Annotated in this window: 15 protein-coding genes; 2 read left to right on the top strand and 13 right to left on the bottom strand. The window is 72.4% G+C overall.

What is annotated here, in order from left to right:
* Positions 1 to 158: 158 nt before the first annotated feature.
* Together MYMAC_RS33590 and MYMAC_RS33585 are read left to right on the top strand one after the other, a co-directional pair.
* Positions 159 to 1,274: a PilZ domain-containing protein gene (locus MYMAC_RS33590; protein ID WP_095961029.1), complete on the top strand. Its 1,116-nt coding sequence runs from the start codon at positions 159 to 161 to the stop codon at positions 1,272 to 1,274.
* The gene (locus MYMAC_RS33585) at positions 1,271 to 1,657 is read left to right on the top strand and encodes a response regulator (protein ID WP_013937397.1); all 387 of its coding nucleotides are present in this window, start codon (positions 1,271 to 1,273) and stop codon (positions 1,655 to 1,657) included. The genes MYMAC_RS33590 and MYMAC_RS33585 overlap by 4 nt, the downstream gene beginning before the upstream one ends.
* Here MYMAC_RS33585 and MYMAC_RS33580 read toward each other — a convergent pair.
* The 13 genes from MYMAC_RS33580 to MYMAC_RS33520 form a co-directional block, all read right to left on the bottom strand.
* Positions 1,654 to 3,159: a sensor histidine kinase gene (locus tag MYMAC_RS33580; protein ID WP_095961028.1), complete on the bottom strand. Its 1,506-nt coding sequence runs from the start codon at positions 3,157 to 3,159 to the stop codon at positions 1,654 to 1,656. The two genes, MYMAC_RS33585 and MYMAC_RS33580, sit on opposite strands and share 4 nt — an antisense overlap.
* A 273-nt stretch (positions 3,160 to 3,432) precedes the next feature.
* Positions 3,433 to 5,142: an ATP-binding protein gene (locus MYMAC_RS33575; RefSeq protein WP_050989152.1), complete on the bottom strand. Its 1,710-nt coding sequence runs from the start codon at positions 5,140 to 5,142 to the stop codon at positions 3,433 to 3,435.
* Positions 5,143 to 5,258: 116 nt separating this feature from the next.
* Entirely contained in the window at positions 5,259 to 6,323 is a 1,065-nt protein-coding gene (cheB, locus tag MYMAC_RS33570; RefSeq protein WP_095961027.1) for a chemotaxis-specific protein-glutamate methyltransferase CheB, read from the bottom strand.
* Positions 6,320 to 8,515 carry a hybrid sensor histidine kinase/response regulator gene (locus MYMAC_RS33565; protein ID WP_095961026.1) on the bottom strand — a complete coding sequence of 732 codons (2,196 nt, stop codon included), beginning with the start codon at positions 8,513 to 8,515 and terminating at the stop codon, positions 6,320 to 6,322. The genes cheB and MYMAC_RS33565 overlap by 4 nt, the downstream gene beginning before the upstream one ends.
* A complete protein-coding gene (locus MYMAC_RS33560; protein WP_095961025.1) occupies positions 8,515 to 10,158 on the bottom strand; it encodes a methyl-accepting chemotaxis protein in 1,644 nt (547 codons plus the stop codon). The genes MYMAC_RS33565 and MYMAC_RS33560 overlap by 1 nt, the downstream gene beginning before the upstream one ends.
* Positions 10,155 to 10,766, bottom strand: coding sequence for a chemotaxis protein CheW (locus MYMAC_RS33555; protein WP_013937402.1), 612 nt, complete (start codon positions 10,764 to 10,766; stop codon positions 10,155 to 10,157). The genes MYMAC_RS33560 and MYMAC_RS33555 overlap by 4 nt, the downstream gene beginning before the upstream one ends.
* Complete coding sequence (locus MYMAC_RS33550; RefSeq protein WP_095961024.1) at positions 10,766 to 12,391, bottom strand: CheR family methyltransferase; 1,626 nt, start codon at positions 12,389 to 12,391, stop codon at positions 10,766 to 10,768. The genes MYMAC_RS33555 and MYMAC_RS33550 overlap by 1 nt, the downstream gene beginning before the upstream one ends.
* Positions 12,388 to 12,867 (bottom strand): chemotaxis protein CheW, encoded by a 480-nt coding sequence (locus MYMAC_RS33545; RefSeq protein WP_095961023.1) that lies wholly within the window; start codon positions 12,865 to 12,867, stop codon positions 12,388 to 12,390. The genes MYMAC_RS33550 and MYMAC_RS33545 overlap by 4 nt, the downstream gene beginning before the upstream one ends.
* 669 nt (positions 12,868 to 13,536) lie before the next feature.
* Positions 13,537 to 14,265, bottom strand: a complete 729-nt coding sequence (locus tag MYMAC_RS37060) for a hypothetical protein (RefSeq protein WP_123784065.1) — start codon at positions 14,263 to 14,265, stop codon at positions 13,537 to 13,539.
* Positions 14,266 to 14,443: 178 nt separating this feature from the next.
* Complete coding sequence (locus MYMAC_RS33535) at positions 14,444 to 15,490, bottom strand: PAAR-like domain-containing protein (protein ID WP_239989179.1); 1,047 nt, start codon at positions 15,488 to 15,490, stop codon at positions 14,444 to 14,446.
* Between the two features lie 53 nt (positions 15,491 to 15,543).
* Entirely contained in the window at positions 15,544 to 16,608 is a 1,065-nt protein-coding gene (locus tag MYMAC_RS33530; protein WP_095961021.1) for a hypothetical protein, read from the bottom strand.
* On the bottom strand, positions 16,605 to 17,729 hold the full coding sequence (locus MYMAC_RS33525) for a DUF2169 family type VI secretion system accessory protein (protein WP_095961020.1): 1,125 nt from the start codon (positions 17,727 to 17,729) through the stop codon (positions 16,605 to 16,607). The genes MYMAC_RS33530 and MYMAC_RS33525 overlap by 4 nt, the downstream gene beginning before the upstream one ends.
* A gap of 14 nt (positions 17,730 to 17,743) precedes the next feature.
* Positions 17,744 to 19,039 carry a TIGR02270 family protein gene (locus tag MYMAC_RS33520; RefSeq protein ID WP_095961019.1) on the bottom strand — a complete coding sequence of 432 codons (1,296 nt, stop codon included), beginning with the start codon at positions 19,037 to 19,039 and terminating at the stop codon, positions 17,744 to 17,746.
* Position 19,040 lies beyond the last annotated feature (1 nt).

Raw genomic sequence — 19,040 nt, 5'->3', positions numbered from 1 at the left:
GGGGGCCTCCGGTCGGTGCGCGATGTCTTTTATTCCCCATCTGTCTTTGGAATCTGACCCAGGGGGATTTCCGCCGAGTGGCCGTTTCTCATACTTCGGAGTCACGGGATGAGGGCGGTTGGGCGGGCCGGGGGGGATGAAGACCAGGGAGGCTCCGCATGATGACGGCTCCAGGACGCGTGCGTCCTTCACCGGGTCCGGTGGAAGCAGCGCCGCGGGTGCTGTGCGTGGGGGCCACGAGCGAGTCCTGGCTGGCGTTGTCCCGGGCGCTGCGGCCCTTGCGGTGCGAGGCCTCGCAGGTGCCCTCGCTGGAGTCGGCCTTCCTGGAGGTGCGGCACGCGCGGCCGTCGCTGGTGCTGGTGCACTGGCGGCAGTTGGCGGACGGCACGGGCATGGGGCTGCGCGCGCTGAGGCTGCGCCTGGGGGCGGAGGGCCCACCCCTCATCCTGGTGGCGGAGCCGGAGACGCCCGCGGAGGTGCTCGAGGTGGGTGACGCGGAGGGCGTGGAGGACTGCCTGCTGACGCCGCTGCGCACGCATGAGCTGCGCGCGCGGCTGGCGATGCTGGAAGGCGCGGGGGCCCCGTCCGCGCGCGCGCCCCGCGAGCGCCCGCGGCTGGTGCTGCTGGCCGGCGCCAGCGGACCTCTGGCCTGGGGCGGGCTGGGCGCCCTGCTGGAGGCGTGTGGCCACCGCATCCTCTACAGCGCCACGGTGGGCGGCGGCGCCGCGCGGGTGGTGTCGCACGGGGAGCGGCCCCACCTGGTGGTGGCGCGGGAGGGCCCGCCGGGGGCGCCGCGGAGCCTGTTCCCGCCGCGGCCGCAGCCGCTGCTGGCCGGGGTGCCGTCGCTCACGCTGGACGCGGAGGCGCCGGTGCGCCCGTCCACGGTGCTGCCCCGCATCCACGCGCTGCTGGGCCGCGAGGCGTCCTCGCTGCGCGTGGAGGAGCGGGTGCGCTTCTGCTGTCCGGTGTCCTTCGGCGAGTCGGGGCCGCGCGGCGCGGAGTGGCGCTCCGGCGTGTCCAGCGCGCTGAGTCCGGGCGGCCTCTTCGTGCGCACCCTCGTTCCGGCGAAGGCGGGCGCGGCGGTGGGGCTGCACATCCTGCTGCCCACCCTGGGCGAGCGGCTGGAGGCGCACGGCGTGGTGGCCTGGGCCCACGCCTACGCGCCCCGGGGCGGCGTGTCCCACCCGTACGGCATGGGCGTGCGCTTCCTGGGCATGGGCCCGCCGCGCCTCATGCAGTTGCGCCAGTTGTGCCAGGCGGAGGCGCACCCATGACGGCGCGCGGCGCGCCCCGGCGCAAGAAGGTCCTCCTGGCGGATGACTCGGACACCGTGCTGCTGCTCCAGCGGATGCTGCTGGCGGAGCTGGGGCATGACGCCATCGTCGCGCGCGACGGGCTGGAGGCGCTGGCGCGCGCGGAGCAGGCGCGGCCGGACCTGGTGTTCCTGGACGTGTTGATGCCGCACCTGGACGGGCTGGAGACGTGCCGGATGATGCGGGGCCGCGAGCCGACGCGGCGCACGCCCATCATCCTGTGCAGCGCCCGCGTGGAGGCGCGCAGCGTGCGCGCGTGCTTCAACAGCGGCTGCAACGACTTCGTGGCCAAGCCCTTCGACGGCGCCGCGCTGATGGCGCTGCTGCGGCGCTACCTGGACTAGAGGCGCGGCATGCCGGTGGGCGGCACGGGCGGCCGGGCCGGCATGGAGCGGCGCGGCAGCGTCACGGTGAAGGTGGTGCCCTCCGACTCGTCGGAGCGGACCTCGATGGTGCCGCCGTGCGCCTGGACGATTTCCCGGACGATGAAGAGCCCCAGCCCGTAGCTCATCTTCAGCGTGCGCGAGCTCTGGGGCCCGCCGCGGAAGGGCTCGAAGAGGTGGGGCAGCAGGTTGTCCGGGATGGGGCGGCCGGCGTTGTGCACCTCCAGCACCACCCGCGTGCGCAGCCCGCGCACCGTCAGCCGCACCGGCGTCTCCGGCGGGCTGTACTTGAGCGCGTTCTCCACCAGGTTGGACGTCACCTGCGCCAGCCGGTCCGGGTCCCACACGCCCTGGGTGTTGCCCTTGGGGTCCACCTCCACGGTGCGCTGGGGGAAGGCCACGCCGAACTCGTGGGCCACCTTGGCCGCCAGGTCCTTCAGGTCCACCGGCCGCGGTTCAATGGCCACGCCGCCCATCAGCCGCGTGCGCGTGAAGTCCAGCAGCAGCCGGGTGAGCCGCTCGATTCGCACCGCCGCGGTGGCGATGCGCTGGCTGGTGCGCTGGGCGTCCTCGTCGGTGCCGCCGGCGGCCAGCACGCGCGACCAGTTCATGATGGCGCCCAGCGGGCTGCGGATGTCATGGGTGACGATGCCCATGAGCTGCTCCTGGAACTCGGAGTGCCGCCGGGCCTCCTCCTCCGCCCACTTGCGCTGGGTGATGTCGCGGCTGATGCCGAACAGGCCAAACACCTTGCCCTCGACGTCGCGCAGCACGCCCTTGGTGGACAGCCACACGCGCGGGCCGTCCACGCCCGGCTGCGCGTCCTCGTAGGTGACGGTGCGGCCGAAGGCGAACACCTCGCGGTCATTCGCCGCGTTGGTGCGCGCCACCGCCGGGTCGAACAGCTCGTGGTCCGTGCGCCCCACCACGTCCTCGGTGCGGTAGCCCACCGCCTTGGCGCCCGCCGCGTTCATCATCGTGAAGCGGCCCTCCAGGTCCTTCGTGTAGACGGCGTCCGTGGTGCCTTCCAGGATGGCGCGGAACACCTCGCCGTTGCGGCGCAGCGCCTCGCGGGCCTTGCGCTCCTCGGTGATGTCCCGGCAGTGCACCAGCAGGCCGCCCTCCACCGGGCGCACGCGCACGTCGAAGCACGTCTCCGCCTCCGGCCACACGTGCTCGTAGCGGACGGAGGGCTGCTCGGAGACGGGCTGCTCGAAGCGCAGGTAGCGGCCCAGCTCCAGCAGCTCCGGGCAGGCCCGGCGAACGTCGTCATGCGGCCGCGCCACGCCGTCCAGCAGCCGGCCCATGTCTGGATTCACGTAGGCCAGACACCACCGCGCGTCGAGCAGGAAGAAGGCGTCCGGGAGGGCTTCCAGGAGCGTCTGGAGCAGCGCGGGCGAGGGCGCCTCGGCGGAAGGCTCGGCCAGAGGACGCTGGCGCTTCTTGGCGGGGGTGGGGGGCATGCCTCTTCGGTTCCAGCGGTGGGAATGGAACCATACCCCGCTCTCCGCCCCGCGCGAGGCCAGGCAGGCGTCAGCGCAAAGTGGGGCGCGACCGCTGCCTGGACGGGAGGCGACCGCCGCCCGCCGCGATGCACCCGTGACAGACGAATGCGACCCGGGTGGATGCCACCCTGGGTGAAACAAGAATTTCAGGGCTCACTTTCGAGGGAGGATGGAGAAAGCCAGGCGCGCGGTGGCTCACGAGGCGCGGTCGGCGTGCCCGGCCTCGTCCTGTCAGGCGTCCGTGGCGCCGCGGACGAGCGGCGGGTGTGCCGGCTGGGACGCCGAGGCGGACGCGGAGGGCAGGGTGAAGGTGAACACGCTGCCTTCGCCCAGCACGCTCTCCGCCCGGATGCCGCCGCCGTGGGCCTCCACCAGCCCCTTGGCGATGGCCAGGCCCAGGCCGGTGCCGCGGCTGGCCGCGTCGCGGGCCTGCCAGTAGCGGTCGAAGATGTGGGGCAGCGCGTCCGGGGTGATGCCGGCGCCGGTGTCGCGCACGTGGATGGACACCTCGCCGCCGCGCGTCCGCGCGCCCAGCGTCAGGTGGCCCCCCGCGGTGGTGAACTTCACCGCGTTGCCCAGCAGGTTGCCCAGCACCTGGAGCACCCGGACCCTGTCGCAGCGCACGCGCACGTCGGCGGCGGGGAACTCCACGGACAGGTGCAGGCCCTTGGCCTCCGCCAGCGGCCGGATGGAGTCCAGCGCCTCGGTGAGCAGCCCCGCCACGCCGTGCTCGCCCCACTCCAGCGGCAGCCCGCCCGCCTCCAGCCGGCCCCAGTCGAGCAGGTCCGAGATGAGGCGCGACATGCGCTCGGTGGCGTCCTGGATGCGGGTGGCCTGCTTGGCCACGCTCTCACCGCCCGGCCTGGAGCCCGCGCCGCGCATCAGCAGCGCCGCGCCGAGCTGCACCACGCCCAGCGGGTTCTTCAAGTCGTGCGACACCACGGCCAGCAAATCCTCGCGGGCCCGCGCCGCGCGCCGGGACTCACCCACCAGCCGCGCGTTGTCGATGGCCAGGCTGGCGCGCAGGCACAGGTCCTCCGCCAGCGCCAGGTCGTCCGGCCCGTAGCGCCGCCCGGAGCCGGAGGACACGAAGGTGACGGCGCCCAGCGTGTGGCCGCGCGCGCGCAGGGGGACAATCATGTACGAGCGCGCCTGGAGCAGCCGCAGCAGCGCGGGGTGCGCGGGCTCCGCGGCGGCGGCGCGCAGGAGGGAATCCGTCACCGCGGGCACCAGCTCCGGCTCCCCGGTGCGCAGCACGCGCAAGAGGCCCACGGGCGCGTCGTCCCGCAGGCCGGTGCGGGTGGGCAGCGCGCCGGAGCGCTCCTGCTGCGTCGGGTCCAGGCAGGCCACCGCCACGCGCGTCACCCAGGGGCCCTGCTCCAGCGCGTCCACCAGGCACCAGTCCGCCAGGTCCGGCACCGTCAGGTGCGCCAGCAGCGTGTACATGCCCTGCGGGTCCGGCGGGTGGGTGAAGAGCGTCGTCATCGCCTGGTAGAGGAAGGAGCGGCGGCGCTCGGCCTGCTCCACCTCCGCCCGCGCGGCCAGCTCCAGCTCCATGGCGCGGGAGAACACGGCCTCCGCGTCGGTGAGGGGCCGCGCCGTCACCAGCACGCACCCGGGGCCGCCGTCCTCCGAGGGCAGCGGGCTGAGCACCAGCGCGTGACGCCGCGGGCCCGCCTGCGTGGTCCAGGGCGCCTCCAGCTCACAGGTGTCCTGGGTGAGCATCACCCGCGCGCGCGCCGTCTCCAGCCGCGCCAGCTCCTCGGGCGGGAAGCCCAGCTCCCCCCAGTGCCGGCCCACCAGCTCCTCGGGGAGCCGGCCCACCGTGGTGGCCCCCGCCCGGCTGCACACCAGCACCCGTCCGGCGTCATCCAGGACGTAGGACGGGTCGGGGAGCACGGCGAAGACGGAGGCGAGGGATGCGGGGAGTCGAGCTGCCATGGGGGGAACGGGCCTGGAGGGAGACCCCCATCATGACACCGGCCGAACGGCAGGCCATCCCAGCACCCCGCGATTCTTCCAGATGTTCTAAAATCCAATGTTCTGGCGCGGTTGACTCAAACTCCCGGGTTGCTCCGGAAGGCCGCGGCCAGGCGGCTCGCCAGGTCGGGCAGGGCGACGACCTCGTGGGCCAGGTTGGCGCCCACCACCACGCCGGGCATGCCGTAGACGACGGAGGACTGCTCGTCCTGGGCCAGGATGCGGCCCCCGGCGCGGTGGAGCTCGCGCACGCCCTCCAGGCCGTCCTGGCCCATGCCGGTGAGGATGACGGCCAGCGACGCGGGGCCGTAGGCGCGGGCCACCGAGCGGAACATCCACGTCGCGGAGGGCCGGAAGCCATTCACCGGCGCGGCCCGGGAGACCTCCGCCCGGCCTTCGCCCCTCACGCCGAGGTGGCGATCATCCGGCGCCAGGTACACGTGGCCGGGGAGCAGGGGCTCACCGTCCTCCGCCACCTTCACGGGCAGGGGGCCCGCGGTGCGCAGCCAGTGGGCCAGGCCCTGGCTGAAGCCAATGGCGATGTGCTGCACCACCAGCACGGGGACGGGGAAGCTGGCGGGAAGCTCGGACAGCAGGCGGAAGAGGGCGGCCGGGCCTCCCGTGGACGCGGCCAGGGCCACCACGCCGGGGCGCGCGGGCGCCACGGGGGGCGCGGGGACGGCGGCGGGCACGGGCACGGGCGTGGTGGCGCGGTCCGGCCAGCGGCGCACCACCTTCACCTCGGCCATGGCCTTGAGCGTGTCGCGCAGGCGGCGGCTCTCCGCGTCGAAGTCCGGTGACTCCGGGCCCAGGGGCTTCTGGAGCACGGCGAGCGCGCCGGCGCGCAGCGCGGCCATGGACGTCTGGATGTCGCGCTCCACCAGGGTGGACACCACCACCACCGGCGTGGGCACCTCCGTCATGATGCGGCGGGTGGCCTCCAGGCCGTCCATGCGCGGCATCTGGATGTCCATGGTCACCAGGCTGGGCCGCAGGCGCTGGGCCAGCTCCACCGCCTCCACGCCGTCCTTCGCCTCGCCCACCACCGTCAGGCCAGGGTCGGCGCGGAGGATTTCCACCAGCAGGCGCCGGGCGGTGGGCGAGTCCTCGGCCACCAGGATGCGCAACGGGTCGTTCTTCATAGCAGTCTTCTCAGCGTCTCCAGCAGGCTCGTCGGGTCGAAGGCGCTCTTCACCAGATAGGCACTGGCGCCGGCCTGCAGCCCGCGCGCCTTGTCCTCCGGTTTACCGCGGGCGGTGACGAGCACCACCGGCAGGCGGGAGAAGCGCGGCGAGGCGCGCACGGCCTCGGTGAGCGCGAAGCCGTCCATGCGCGGCATCTCCACGTCCAGCACCAGCGCGTCCGCGCCGCCGGACTGGAGCCGCTCCCACGCGTCCGCGCCATCCACGCAGGGCACCACCTCATAGCCCGCGCTCTCCAGGATGCTCTGCTCCAGCGCGCGCGTGGTGGGCGAGTCGTCCGCCAGCACCACCCGCCGCCGCGTCTTCTGGGTGGCGGGCGCGGGGAAGAGCGAGGCCGCGGGGCGGCCACCCGCCGCGCGGACCAGGGACACGGGGTTGAGCAGCAGCGACAGCCGCCCGTCCGGCAGCACCGCCGCCGCCGACACGTGCCGGGCCCGGCGCACGCGGTGGCCCAGGGAGCGCACCAGCGCCTCCTGTTCGGCCAGCACCTCGTCCACCACCACCACGGCGCGCGCGCTGCCCGCCGCCAGCACCACCGCGCCCCGGCGCGCGCGCGGCGGCCCGGGCGGCAGGCCCAGCACGTCCGCCAGCGAGGCCAGCGGCACCAGCGCGTCACCGGACGCCCACGCGGGGCGGCCCTCCATGTCGCGCACCTCGTCGGGCGCCAGGCGCACCAGCCGCGCCACGCTCTCACTGGCCAGCGCCAGCGTCTGGCCGCCCGCGGACACCAGCAGCACCCGCAGCGTGCTCAGCGTGAGGGGCACGTCCAGGGTGAAGCAGGTGCCCTGGCCCGGCCGCGTCGTCACCTCCACGCCGCCGCGCAGCCCCTCCACGTGCATGCGCACCACGTCCAGGCCCACGCCGCGCCCGGCCACCTGCGTCACCTGCGTCGCGGTGGACAGGCCGGGCAGGAACACCAGCCGCGCGACCTCCTCGTCGTCGTCGGGCACCCGCAGGCCCCGGGCGAGCGCCTGCCGTCGCAGCGCGTCCAGGTCCAGGCCGCGTCCGTCATCGTCCACCGTCACCTCGACGCGGCTGCCCTTGAGGCGCGCGGACAGGGTGACGCGGCCCTCGGCGTCCTTGCCCAGGCGCTGGCGCTCCTCGGGCGCCTCCAGGCCGTGCGCCACCGCGTTGCGCACCAGGTGCAGCAGCGGCTCACGCAGGCCCTGGAGCAGCGAGCGGTCCAGCTCCAGCGCTCCGCCTTGAATCTCCAGCCGCGCCTGGCGGCCCAGGCTGCGCGCCACGTCGCGGGCGGCGCGCTCCAGGCCCTCGCAGCCTTCCTCGAAGGACAGGGTGCGCGCGCGGCGGACCTCGTCATCCAGCCCGGTGGCCACGCCGCCCAGCGTCCGCCGGTCCGCGGCCAGCTCCAGCGTCACCCGTGCCAGCTCCGTCTGCGCGCGCAGCAGCGCCTGCTCGCCCGGGGTGCCGAGCACCGCCTCGCGCGCCTGGGCCAGCGTCTCGCGCACCGACTCCAGCGCCTCGGCGCGGCCCTCCAGGCGCAAGGTCGCCACGCGCAGCTCGCCGCTGCGCGCCAGCAGGGCGTCCAGCTTCTGCGCGGAGACGCGGACGGGCAGCGCCTCGGCGCCCGGGGGCGCGCCGCCCGCGGGAGGCTCCGCGCTGGCGGATGGGGCCGGCGGTGGCGCCAGGTCCACGAGCGGCGCGGCCGTCGGTGGGAGCGGCGCGGACGGCGGCGGCGGCGCGCGCGGCGGGGGCGCGGCGCGCGCGGGGGCCCGGGTGCCGGCGGCGCGCTCCAACTGGGGCAGCAGCGTCTCCAGGGGCGAGCCCGCAAGGTCCTGCCGCGCGGCCAGGCGCCGGCCCGCGTCGTCCAGCGCGTCCACGGTGGTGAAGCACAGCTCGTAGACCTCGGGCGTGCCGGCGCCCGTGTCCCGCACGCGCTCCAGCAGCTCCTCCATGCGGTGGCAGGCCGTCTCCACCAGGGTGGCGCTGGCCGCGCGCGCCGCGCCCTTCACGCTGTGCAGCGTGCGCAGCAGGGACGCCACGCGCTCCGCGATGCGCGCGGGCGCCGTCTCGCGCTCCAGGGCCAGCAGCTCGCGGTTGAGCGAGACGACGTGCCCCTCGAGCTCCTCGAGGAACGTGGCCAGCAGCGCCTGGGCCAACCGGTCGCGGTCCATCAGCGCCCGTACTCTCCCAGCAGCCCCTTGAGCTTCTGGCCCATGCCGTTGAGGTCCTGCATGGCGCGCTCGGTCTGCCGCGACGAGATGAGGGCCTGCTGCGTGGCCTGGTTCACGTCATGCATGGCCTGGCGAATCTGCCCGATGCCGGTGGCCTGCTGGTTGGCGGAGGCGGCAATCTGCGCCGCCGTCAGCGAGGCCTGGGCCAGCAGGTCCGACAGCGTCTGGATGTTGCTGCCCGCCTCGGACACCACGCGGGTGGCGGTGGCCACGCTCTTGGTGCCCTCCTCGGTGGTCATCACCGCGCCGTGGGTGGCCTTCTGGATTTGCCCCAGAATCTGGCGCACCTGGCCGGTGGCCTTCTTGGACTGGTCCGCCAGGGCCTTCACCTCGGAGGCCACCACCGCGAAGCCGCGGCCGTGCTCGCCGGCGCGGCTGGCCTCGATGGAGGCGTTGAGCGCCAGCATGTGCGTCTGCTCGGAGATGTCGTTGACGGTGGTGATGATGTCGCCAATGGCCTGGGCCTGCTCGGCCAGGGCGAGGATGCGCGAGGCGATGGACTCCACCTGCTCGCGCACCGCGCCCATGGCGCCCACCGCCTCCTCCACGGCGCGGCGGCCGCTGCGGCCCACCTCCTCGGCGTGGCGGGCGGAGTCGCTCACCGCGCGGGCGCGGCCGGCGGCCTCCTCGGACGTCTTGGTGATTTCCTCGATGGTGCTCACCGTCTCCGTCACCGCGCTGCCCTGCTCCTGGGCCCCGGCCACCTGCTCGGTGGTGCTGGAGAGGATTTCGGCGCTGGCGCCGGCGAGCTGGTTGACGAACTCGGCCACGGTGCGGAGCGTGTGCTCGCGCTGCTCGGACTCCTTCTCCAGCTGGACCTCGTTCTGCTGGCGCTTCTCCGCCATGTCGTTGAACGCGCGCGCGAGCTGGGCCGTCTCGTCCTGGCCCTTCACCTCGATGCGGTGCTCCAGCTTCCCGCGCCCGAGCTGCTCGGCGCCCACCATGAGCGCGCGCAGCGGCGTGGTGATGCCGCGGGTGATGAGGTAGCTGCCCCCGCCGACGATGAGCAGGCCCAGCAGCGTGCCGATGCCCAGCACCCAGAGGATGCGCTGGGCCATCTCCCGCGCGGCGTCGGAGTACTCGTCCCAGCGCTCCTGCTCGGCCACCAGCATCTCGTCGATGATGGTCTTCACCTGGGCCATGATTTCCTTGCCCTGGCCGCCCTGGATGTACCGCGCGCCGGCCTCCAGGCCCTGCTCCCGGCGGAGGCGGATGCCCTCGTCCAGCCGCTCCAGGCGCTGCGACACCACGGGCTCCAGCCGGTTGAGCCGGGCCCGCTGGGCGGGGTGGTCCGCCATGGCCTCGCGCAGCCGGGCCATGTCGTCCCGGAGCGTCGCCACGGCCTCGCGGTAGGGCACCAGGTAGGCCTCCTCCCCGGCGAGGATGTAGCCGCGCTGGCCGGACTCGGCGTCCATCAGCAGCGCGCGCACCTCGCGGATGATGCGGAAGTTCTCATGGGCCTTCAGCAGCCCCGCGGTGCTCGTCGTGAGCTGGTTGGCGCCCTGGAAGGACACGCCCGCCACGATGAGCAACATCAGCAGCGACAGTCCGAAGCCGAGTGCGATGCGGTTCCCGATGCTCATACTGCTCCTTCGTCGGACAATTCGAACATGAGGCGACTGTCACCCAGGAGCGCCTCTCCCTCCAGTATCAGCGTGCCGTCCCTGTCGGCCGCGGACACGAGGTGCCCGGCCACGTCGTCCAGGGAGGAGGGCGGCTCCAGCAGCTCGCTGCCCGCCAGCACGGTGACCTCCTCGACTTCCTCGGTGCGCACGCCCAGCTCCGCGCGCGCCGCTCCCACGACGAGCAGCGGCCCCGGGGTGTCCGACGGCGGGCGCCCGAAGAGCGGCGCCAGCTCCACCACGGGCAGCACCTCGCCGTGCATCAGCGTGAGGCCCCGCAGCGCGGGCGGGGCGCCCGGCAGCGCCACCAGCTCGGGCGCGCGGGCCACCTCCAGCACGAAGCGGGACTCCAACGCGTAGCGCTGGCCGCCGGCCTTGAAGCGGACCACCTCGCGCAGGGTGCCGGGCTCCACCTCGGGCCGGGGCTCGCGCGCGAGCGACCGGGCGCGGGCCTCCAGCAGCGCCGTGGCCTCCTCGGGGGACAGGGCGCCCTGTTCCTTCTCCAGGTCGGCCAGCCGCGCCAGCCGCGCGCGCGTGGCCTCCCAGTCGATTCCGCCGGACCCCGGCATCAGCTCAGCTCCTCACCGGCAGCCAGGGCTGCCTCCATGCGTGACCGCTCACCGCGCGCCACCTCCGCCAGCCTGCTGGCGCTCTCGCCGTCCGCGTGGGGGAGCGGCGCGTCCGGGGGGAGGGCGTCGCACAGGTGCTCCGCCTCGCGCCAGGCCTTCACGGCGCCGGCCGGGTCGCCGTGCCTGCGTAGCACGCGCCCCAGGATGAGCCACGCGACGACGAGTGTGGGCTCCAGGTACAGCGCCTGCCGGACGGCGCGCTCCGCGTCCGCGAGCCGCCCCTGTCCCAGGAGCAACAGGGACTCCAGGTAGCGAAGCCCCGCGACCAGCGGGTGCCGGGTGGCGGCCTCGGCGCAGGCGTAGACGGCGGCGGCGGCGTCCAGGTTCGCCAGCGCGCGCACGGCCGTGGCGGCGGTGTCCGGGTCCGGGTCCAGCGCGCCCAGGTGCTGGGCCGCCTCGCGCCAGTGGCCGCGGGACAGGGCTTGCCGGGCGGCGTGCAGGGCCGCGGCGCTGGGGGCGCGCCCCTGGCGCTCGGGGGCCGGGGACGCGCCGGGGCCCGTCGCCTTCCCAGGGGGAGCGTCCGCGCCGGCGTCGCCTGGGCGCGGGGAGGCCGCGGCGCCGGGGCGCCCCGTCATGGTCCCCGTGCCGCCAGGTTGTCCCGGGGGCCGGATGCCGGGATGCGCCGCCGTCCCAGCGCCGGGCGCGCCCGTGGAGGACGGGCTCCACGTGGGCGCCGTCGTCGCGGCGACGGTGGGCGGCTCGGTCCACGCGGCCGGGATGGGCAGGGAGAGCGAGGCCCCGGCCAGAGGGCGGCGGTAGAACACGCCCCACTCGGTGAGGACGGACTCCAGCGGCGCCAGCCCGCCGAGCGGCGGATCCGACGGGCCGGTGAAGAGGTAGCCCCCCTCATCCAGCGCGTCGTGGAGGCGGCGCGCGACGGCCTCGATGGTGGGCCGGTTGAAGTAGATGAGGACGTTGCGGCAGAAGATGACGTCCAGCTTCCAGATGCCGCTGTCCGCGGACGGCCAGGTGTCGAGCGCGAGGTTGAGGTAGCTGAAGCGCACGCGCTTCTGCACCTCCGGGGACAGGACGTACCGGCGTCCCTCGGCGCGCAGGTGCGCGCGCATCCGGTCCGCCCAGCCGCCGCGCAGGGACCAGTCGCCGTAGTGGGCCTGCCGGGCCCGGGCGAGCGCGCCGCGCGACACGTCCGTGGCGTACACGGACATGTGCTCGCTCCAGCCCTCGCTCATCAGCAGGGCGGCGATGGAGTAGGGCTCCTCGCCGGACGAGCACGCGGCGCTCCACATCCGCGCGGTGTGCTCCGGGCCATGGCGCTCGCGCAGCTCCGGGAGCACGACGCCGCGCAGGTGCTCGAAGTGCTCGGGCGTGCGGAAGAAGTACGTCTCCCCGACGGTGAGCTCGATGAGCAGGTCATCCAACGCGGCGGGCGCTTCCAGGAGCCGCGCGCGGTAGGCGTCGAAGTCCTTGAGCCCGGCCCGGGCCATGGCGCGGGCGATGCCCTCCTCCGCGGAGGCGGGGCAGCTCGGCGGCACCAGCCCGGCGCGCTCCTCCACCAGCGCCAGCACCTCCGCGTAACCCGGATGGCTCCAGGGACCCCAGTTCACGCGGGCTCCGGCTCCAGCGGCGTGGCCATGGCGGCGTCCAGCTCCAGGGCCTCGGCCTCGGACAGGAAGGTGCGCAGGTCATGGACCAGGACGAGCCCGTCCTTCAGCTTCACGGCGCCCGCCACGTAGCCCACGCCGGGCAGCTCGCGTGGCGTGGGGTCCCACTCGTCCGGCGTGAGGACGCGCAGGCCCTCGGCGCGGTCCACCCGCAGCACGACGCTCCGGGCGCCCGCGGCGGCCACGATGAAGTGGTCCATGGGGGACAGCGCGCGGGGCGGGTGGCGGAAGCGCAGCCGCAGGTCCAGCACCGGCAACAGCTCGCCCCGCAAGTCCAACAGGCCCTCCACCACGGCGGGCGAGCGGGGCAGGGGCGTCAGGCGCGCCGCGCGTACCAGCTCGCGCACGTCGGGTGCGGGCAGTCCGTAGCGCTGGCCGTTCAGGGTGAACAGCAGCACCTCCGTGGGTGCGGGGCTCATGCCATGGGACATAGACGTGGACGTGGCCACTGTCGAACACTGATGTCGCTCTCCGGTCGCGGTGTCCACCAGTCTTCAGTGGCGGCAGGGGGACGGGCCCCCGCTCCGGGGGGAATAGGACAGGTCTCCACCTCCTGGCCTGGGCAGGGGCTCTCGCGCGGGCCGGGTGAGCGCTCGATCACCGCCCCAGGGGACGACCGAGGGGGGCCTGGACCTGGAGGGCGCTCCGGAGGACACCCGCAGCCGTCCATGGGCGGCATTGGCCCGTGAGCGGCGTTGCCCCAATGGGCGATTGCCATTTCTCGGGCCGGAGTCGTAGTCGACGCGGAGGGAGCGAGGATTCACACGAAAGACGCGACTGCTCCTCACCGGCTGATGGAAGTGCCTCCTTCCGTTGCGACACACGTCACGTCTCATGCGGCAGGGACACACCGCGCGAGAATGCGCTTCCCACCTATTCCGCGCCGCCGCGGCCTCGCGGACGAGCTCCTCCACCTCGGCCGCCGATACGCGCTCGTCGGCCGGCGCAGCGCACGCGGCGTACTGCTCTGCGAGGGTCACGTGCTCTCGGGGGCTGCGGCCAGCCTCAAGGATGCGGCTGTAGGCCTTGCACGCGGACGCGAAGGTTTCGCGCTTCCGGAATTCGATGTCGAGGACAGGCGCATTCAATCAATCTGGGATTCGATGACCAAAGAAGTAGCGGACTCCGGGCTGATACTTGTCGGCATCCCCCCGTTCGAGGAATTCCTCGGTAATTGCAGCCGCAGTGAGGCTTTGCAGTCGGCCAGAGCCATTAAAGAACGCGCGGAAATCCAATCCTGTGGTGCCTTCGAGGAGCATACGCCCTACCTCGATGCGGTCCGGATGTGTGCAATCGCGTACCCGTGTCAGGAGGCGCTGCGCGACAGCCCTGATATCCAGGCGTCCCCCCTCCCAAAGCGCATCTTGCTCAAAGAGCTTCTGGGTCGAGACAACCTCCTGAAATGTTCTTTCGACCAGGTTGAGGTACTCCTCCTTCATGAACAATGGCGTGGATTCCTCGAAGGGGGGAGGTAATTCGTTTGATTCCCACACAATCCGCGGGCCGTGCCAGATTGCCCTCGGCTCGGGCTCCAACATCAGTGAAATGTAATGTTCTACTTCGGATTCAACTTTTCGGTCCTTCAGTTCCCGATAATGGCGGATCAAATGGGGCACGCCCCACACGCCGGCCGAGCGTGAAAGGATCTCGCAGAAGTAACGTCGGGTGTATGGACTATGTTCGTCAGATTTTAGCAACTCCTCGGAGGAGGCTTCAAGCTCACGTATGACGGAGTAGGGGGCAGCGTAGGATAGGAGGGTCGCACAGACGTTCCAGATCTCCGCATCCCGTTCCTGATGCATCAGCCTGACGAGCATCCGAGAGACTTCGAACCTGCCTTGCTGCAGGTTTGCCAGGACGCAAGGAATTACATGCCAGGGGTCATCGCTGGCGAGGTGACGCGGGTTCTCGACGCCGGGCGGTGGTGGCTTGGCGAAATGTAGACCATGTCCCCAAGGAAGAAAGCTGTGCCGAAGATAAGAAGGGCGCATGGACTCACCGGAATAGCAGCTTACGTTCGGTGCTCTTGGGAGGCATCATGTTTTGAAGACGAGTCTGGGTATCTTCAATTTCCAGGCAGTCACCTTTGAGGACGTTGGTGGGAACGAGGTTTTGTACCGAGTAAGGGCATCCGCCAGCATCCGCCGGGGTCATGTGGTTTATTTTGTCGTTCCTGGGAATGGCATGCCCCTTCAGGCGCCACTCTTCAATTGATTGTGTTCGGGCTGACTCCCAGCGTCCGCCGTCCTTGGTGTTGCCTGCCAGTCCGGGCTCCAGGACTTTGAAGTGAACACCGCACCCCTGGTCCGGCGGGTTGTGTACGTTGGGGCAGTTGGGGTGCTTCTGCCGAAGCTCTTGGAGCTTCTTGAAGTCGCGCTCGCACTCGTCCCCCATGCGGATGATGTTGTCCTTGACGGGCAGGCCGGACTTCGCGTCGGGCTTGTTCGCCCAGGGCGGCATCGGCAGCTTGCCCTCCGCGACCTGATGGAGGATGCCCAGCATCTCCGCGCGCCTTTCCATCCGGTAGCGCGCGATACGCCCGTAGAACTCCATCTCCGGAATGGTCTCAAAGGGTTGTCCCGTCACCGGGTCCTTCTGGTTCTCGTGCAGCGGCCCGTTGCAACACGGGCAGGCGGTGAAGGCGGCCTGGCCTGGACTGCTCGTGGCGCTCCGCGCGAGGTTGGGGGTGGGGACGGCGTTGTTCGCGTTGCTGCCGTGGTTGGAGGTGGTGAGGTCGATATGCCTCGGGACATTCTTGCCCTCGAACTGGACATCCATCGACCAGGAGATGAAGTGCGTCTTCCCTGTCACCTGGTGGGAGATGATGCCCGCTCCGAAGTTGCGGGTGGCGGCCTCATTCCCCAGCGGGGACGTCGCGTAATAGGACTCGTCCCTCAGCATGACGGGCTTGCCGTTGATGGTGACGCGCTTGCTGCCCTGCTTCATGTCCCGGGAGAAGGAGGTGTTCGGGTAGGGCACCGGTACCGGCCCCGCTGGCGGTGGGGGAGGACTCATGCACACGTCCGGGAAGGCCGCCACCACCTTCCCATCCCCGTCAGCGCAGGCCACCTCATTGCCATTGGCGAATACCTTCATCAGGGCATCCCTCGTGGAGCGTACGTGTCAGGACCGCGCAAGAGTGCCGCTGCTCTCCCCCCGGCCGAGTCGGACGTGGAGATGAGGGCCCGGGGGCCGGGCGCATACCCGTGGCGCATGGCCATTGAGGCCCAGGCCAGGGCCACCAGGCCCGACGCGGCCCCTGTCTCCCCCAGGGACTCCGCCGGGAGCCACAGGGGCGTGGACTCCCTGCGCGTGTGCAGCAGCCGAGAGAGGGCCAGGGAGAGCTCCTTGAAGCCATAGCCCTCTCCAGAGGCGTCAGCGACGCGGAAGTCCACGTCCGCGACATCCACACCGCCCTCGGCCAGCGCTTCCCGGTAGGCCCGCGCCAGCCCCAGCCCGCGCAGCGGTTCGTCCGACTCCGGCGTGGCCCGCTCCTGGCCGAAGCCGAGGCCCGCCAGTCGGAGCGGGCATGCGTCGTCGCGAGGAGGCCCGCGCGTCACCAGGAGGCAGGCGGCGGCCTCGCCGGGAATCACTCCGTCCGAGTTGTCCGGGCGCAGCAGCCTCCCCTGTCGAAGCAGGCCGTCGAGGCTCGTGGCGTTGATGAAGGTGTCCACCGCGGCCACCAGGCAGCCGGGAAGCCGCGGGTGACGGGTCAGCAGGAGCCGGGCTTCGGCCAGCGCCCGGAGTCCCGCCGTATTCCCCAGGGCCAGGCTTCGGGACAAGGTGCCCTCCGGCCGAAGCCCGTGTCCTCGCTGAAGGTGCTCGAGTGCCTGGGGGAACACCTCCGGGACACCGCCTGGACGCTCCGGCGCTGACGTGCCCACCACCAGGGGCAGGTGGGCAAGTTCGCCTTCCTCCAGCCCGCGCACGGCGCTTGCCACCGCCATGCCCAGCAGGCCCAGGGCGCGTTCCTCTCGCCGCGACTCAGGGGCGAGCGTCGTGGCCTCGGAGAGGACAATGGGCGCCCCGTCATCGTCGTGGAAGCGGCTCCTCTTGAAGCGGTTCATCCGCGCACGCAGGGCGGCCCCGGCCGACTCGGCGCTCAGTCCCAGCGGGCAGGCCATGCCCGCGGCGGCGACGTACAGAGGCGTGGCGCTCATGACGGCCCTCCCGGCCGCCGCGTGCGCTGCCTCCAGGAAACCAGTGCCCCCAGTCCTCGGAAGTAGGGCTTGCCGCGCAGGTATCTCACCGGCCCCTCCTTCACGCTGGGGCGTGGCAGGCCCACCAGCACCTCGCGAAGTTGGGAGAGCTTCTTTCCCAGCGGCACGGAGGCCCGCCACGTCACCACCACTTCGCGGGCATCCGCGTCGAGCAGCACCGTGTCCAGGCGCGCCTCCGCGCGGACGTCGGACTCGCGGAAGCGGAAGGCCACAGGCACCTGGCGGCGCGGCAGCGTCACCGTCCAGGGGCCGGATTCGGCCATGCCCAGGCACCGGAACACCTCACCCCCGCGCAAGGCTGGCAGTTGCTGGTCCTCGGGCGCGCACTGGAAGTAGCGCGGGTTGAAGTCCCGGGGAAGGAAGGGGTAGTCCTCCGCCAGCCAGCGCTCGTCGTACGTGCCGGCGTGGGCCAGGCGCGGCTGCCAGCCACGGCTCACGGGCCCCAGGCCCACCGGCACCGTCTTCCCCTCCCACCTGTCGAGGACGTGCCGGGGGTGCTCCAGGTTGGGCAGCGGCGTCCCCACCGCATCCGCGGCGCGCGGGTTCTGACGGAAGCCTCTGCCCACTGGGTTGCGCAACTCCGCGCCGTGGTGCTTCGGCTCCGGGTGGGAGGTGTCCACTCCACCGAAGGCGAGCTCATAGCGAAGGGGCATGCGGACGAAGGGCTTGGGCGGCGTTGGCTTCACGCCCGTCAACCCCTTTTCCCAGTAGCGGTCCCCCATGACGCGGAGGTCCTTGTGCCGGCCCGGCATCTCCACGCGCACCAACATCGCCTCCGTCGCGCGCCCGTGCGGTGCGACGGCATGGCCCTGCACGAGGAGGTCCACCAGGGGCTTCGTCAACGCGAAGTCATTCTCCCAGAGGAGGCTCGTCGTTTCGGGGGCCCCATGGTGCTCGTCCGAGTACGCCAGTGGACGTTGCACTTCCGCCAGTTGGGGCTCGCCGCGGCCGTCCATGAGGAAGGTGCCCTTGACGGCGACGACGCACTGCTCGCGCGCCTGGGCGTCCGTCGCCACGGTGAGGCCCGCGGACATGCCCGTGCTGTTCTCGCTGATTTGCATGGCGACTCCTCGCGTCAGCGCAGCGTGCGCTCCAGGGGGAAGAGTCTCAGTTGCTCGCAGGCCACGCGGGCCTGGGCCAGCGCCGCCCTCTGGCGCGGGGAGAAGGCCCGGGTGGGAATGCGGTGCTGGCCCTTGCCGCGAATGGCCAACTCCCGCGCCAGCACGTGCCGGCGCCGCATGGGGCCGTGCGTGAGGGCCTCCAGTAATACGGGGCCTTCGAGAAGCTGGCCGTTCAGATAGCGTCGCTCGGCGTGGAAGCGAGGCCGAGCCTCCTTCCACCAGTACCTCACCGCGCCAATGCACGGCCAGGGCAGGTCATCCTCGGGTTTGGGCACCAGGTCGGCGTCCAGGTCCTCCTGGAGTTCGGGTGGCAGGGGCGCTCCTTCGGGCCTCTCGCCGGGAGGGAGGGCATGGAGGCCCTCCAACTGCAGGCCCGTCATGGCCGAGAAGGCTTCCCCCGCCAGCCGTGCCACCAGGGGGTCCTCCAGCAGCGCGAGGCAGGCCTCCATGGCCCCGAGGCGCCCGCTGAAGCCCAGGGCCCAGAGGACATGCGGGCGCATGTCCCGCCCTTCCAACATGTCCACCAGCAGGGCCGTGTCGGCGTCGGTGCCGAAGAGGGCGAGCAGCACCATGGCTTGGTGCGAGTGGGCATTGCACGCGCGCACCGCCTGGCGGCAGGCCTCCCAGGCCATGCGCGCGCCCGAAGCGAGGCCGGCCTCCATCGCCGCGGCGCGAATCCCCGGGTGCTCGGACTCGAGGAGTCGAGGGAGGAGGTGGCGCACCGTGTCCTCGCGAAGAGGCGAGCTGGCGCGTAACGCCGCCATTCGCGCCTGCGGCTCATCGTGGAGGAAGTACTCCGCAAGCAAATCAGGAGGCGCTTCGTACCGGAAGGCCAGCGCCTCCAAGAGGTGGGCCCGCAGGGAGACGTCCTCCCGCTTCAGCAGCGGGAGCAGGTGCTCACCCAGGTTGGGGGCGGCGCTCAACTCCACCGCGCGTCGGACCGCCGCCCTCGCCTCGGGCGCGCCACCAGCCATGAAGTCGAGGAGGGCCTGGACGTGTCCCTGGCCCAGCAGCACATACGCGGCAGCGGTGATTCGCGTTGCTTCTCCGGAGTCCAGTGCGGGCCAGAGCAAGGACTCGGCGGCCTCCGCGCCGCCCAGCACCAGTCCATGCAGGTGCGCCGCCAACTGCGCTTCCTGGCTCGCCACGTCCAAGAGGGTGAAGTCCGGGGCTTCCAGGGCCCGCTCCCATTGCAGCCACCGGAAGGCCGCCTCGTCCAGGTGCTCCTCCAGCACGTCCTCCAGCACCATG

This window comes from Corallococcus macrosporus DSM 14697 (assembly GCF_002305895.1).
In the GTDB taxonomy this organism is placed as follows: domain Bacteria; phylum Myxococcota; class Myxococcia; order Myxococcales; family Myxococcaceae; genus Myxococcus; species Myxococcus macrosporus.
Note: the sequence above shows the minus strand (reverse complement) of the source record. Positions and strands in the feature narration are given on the sequence as shown.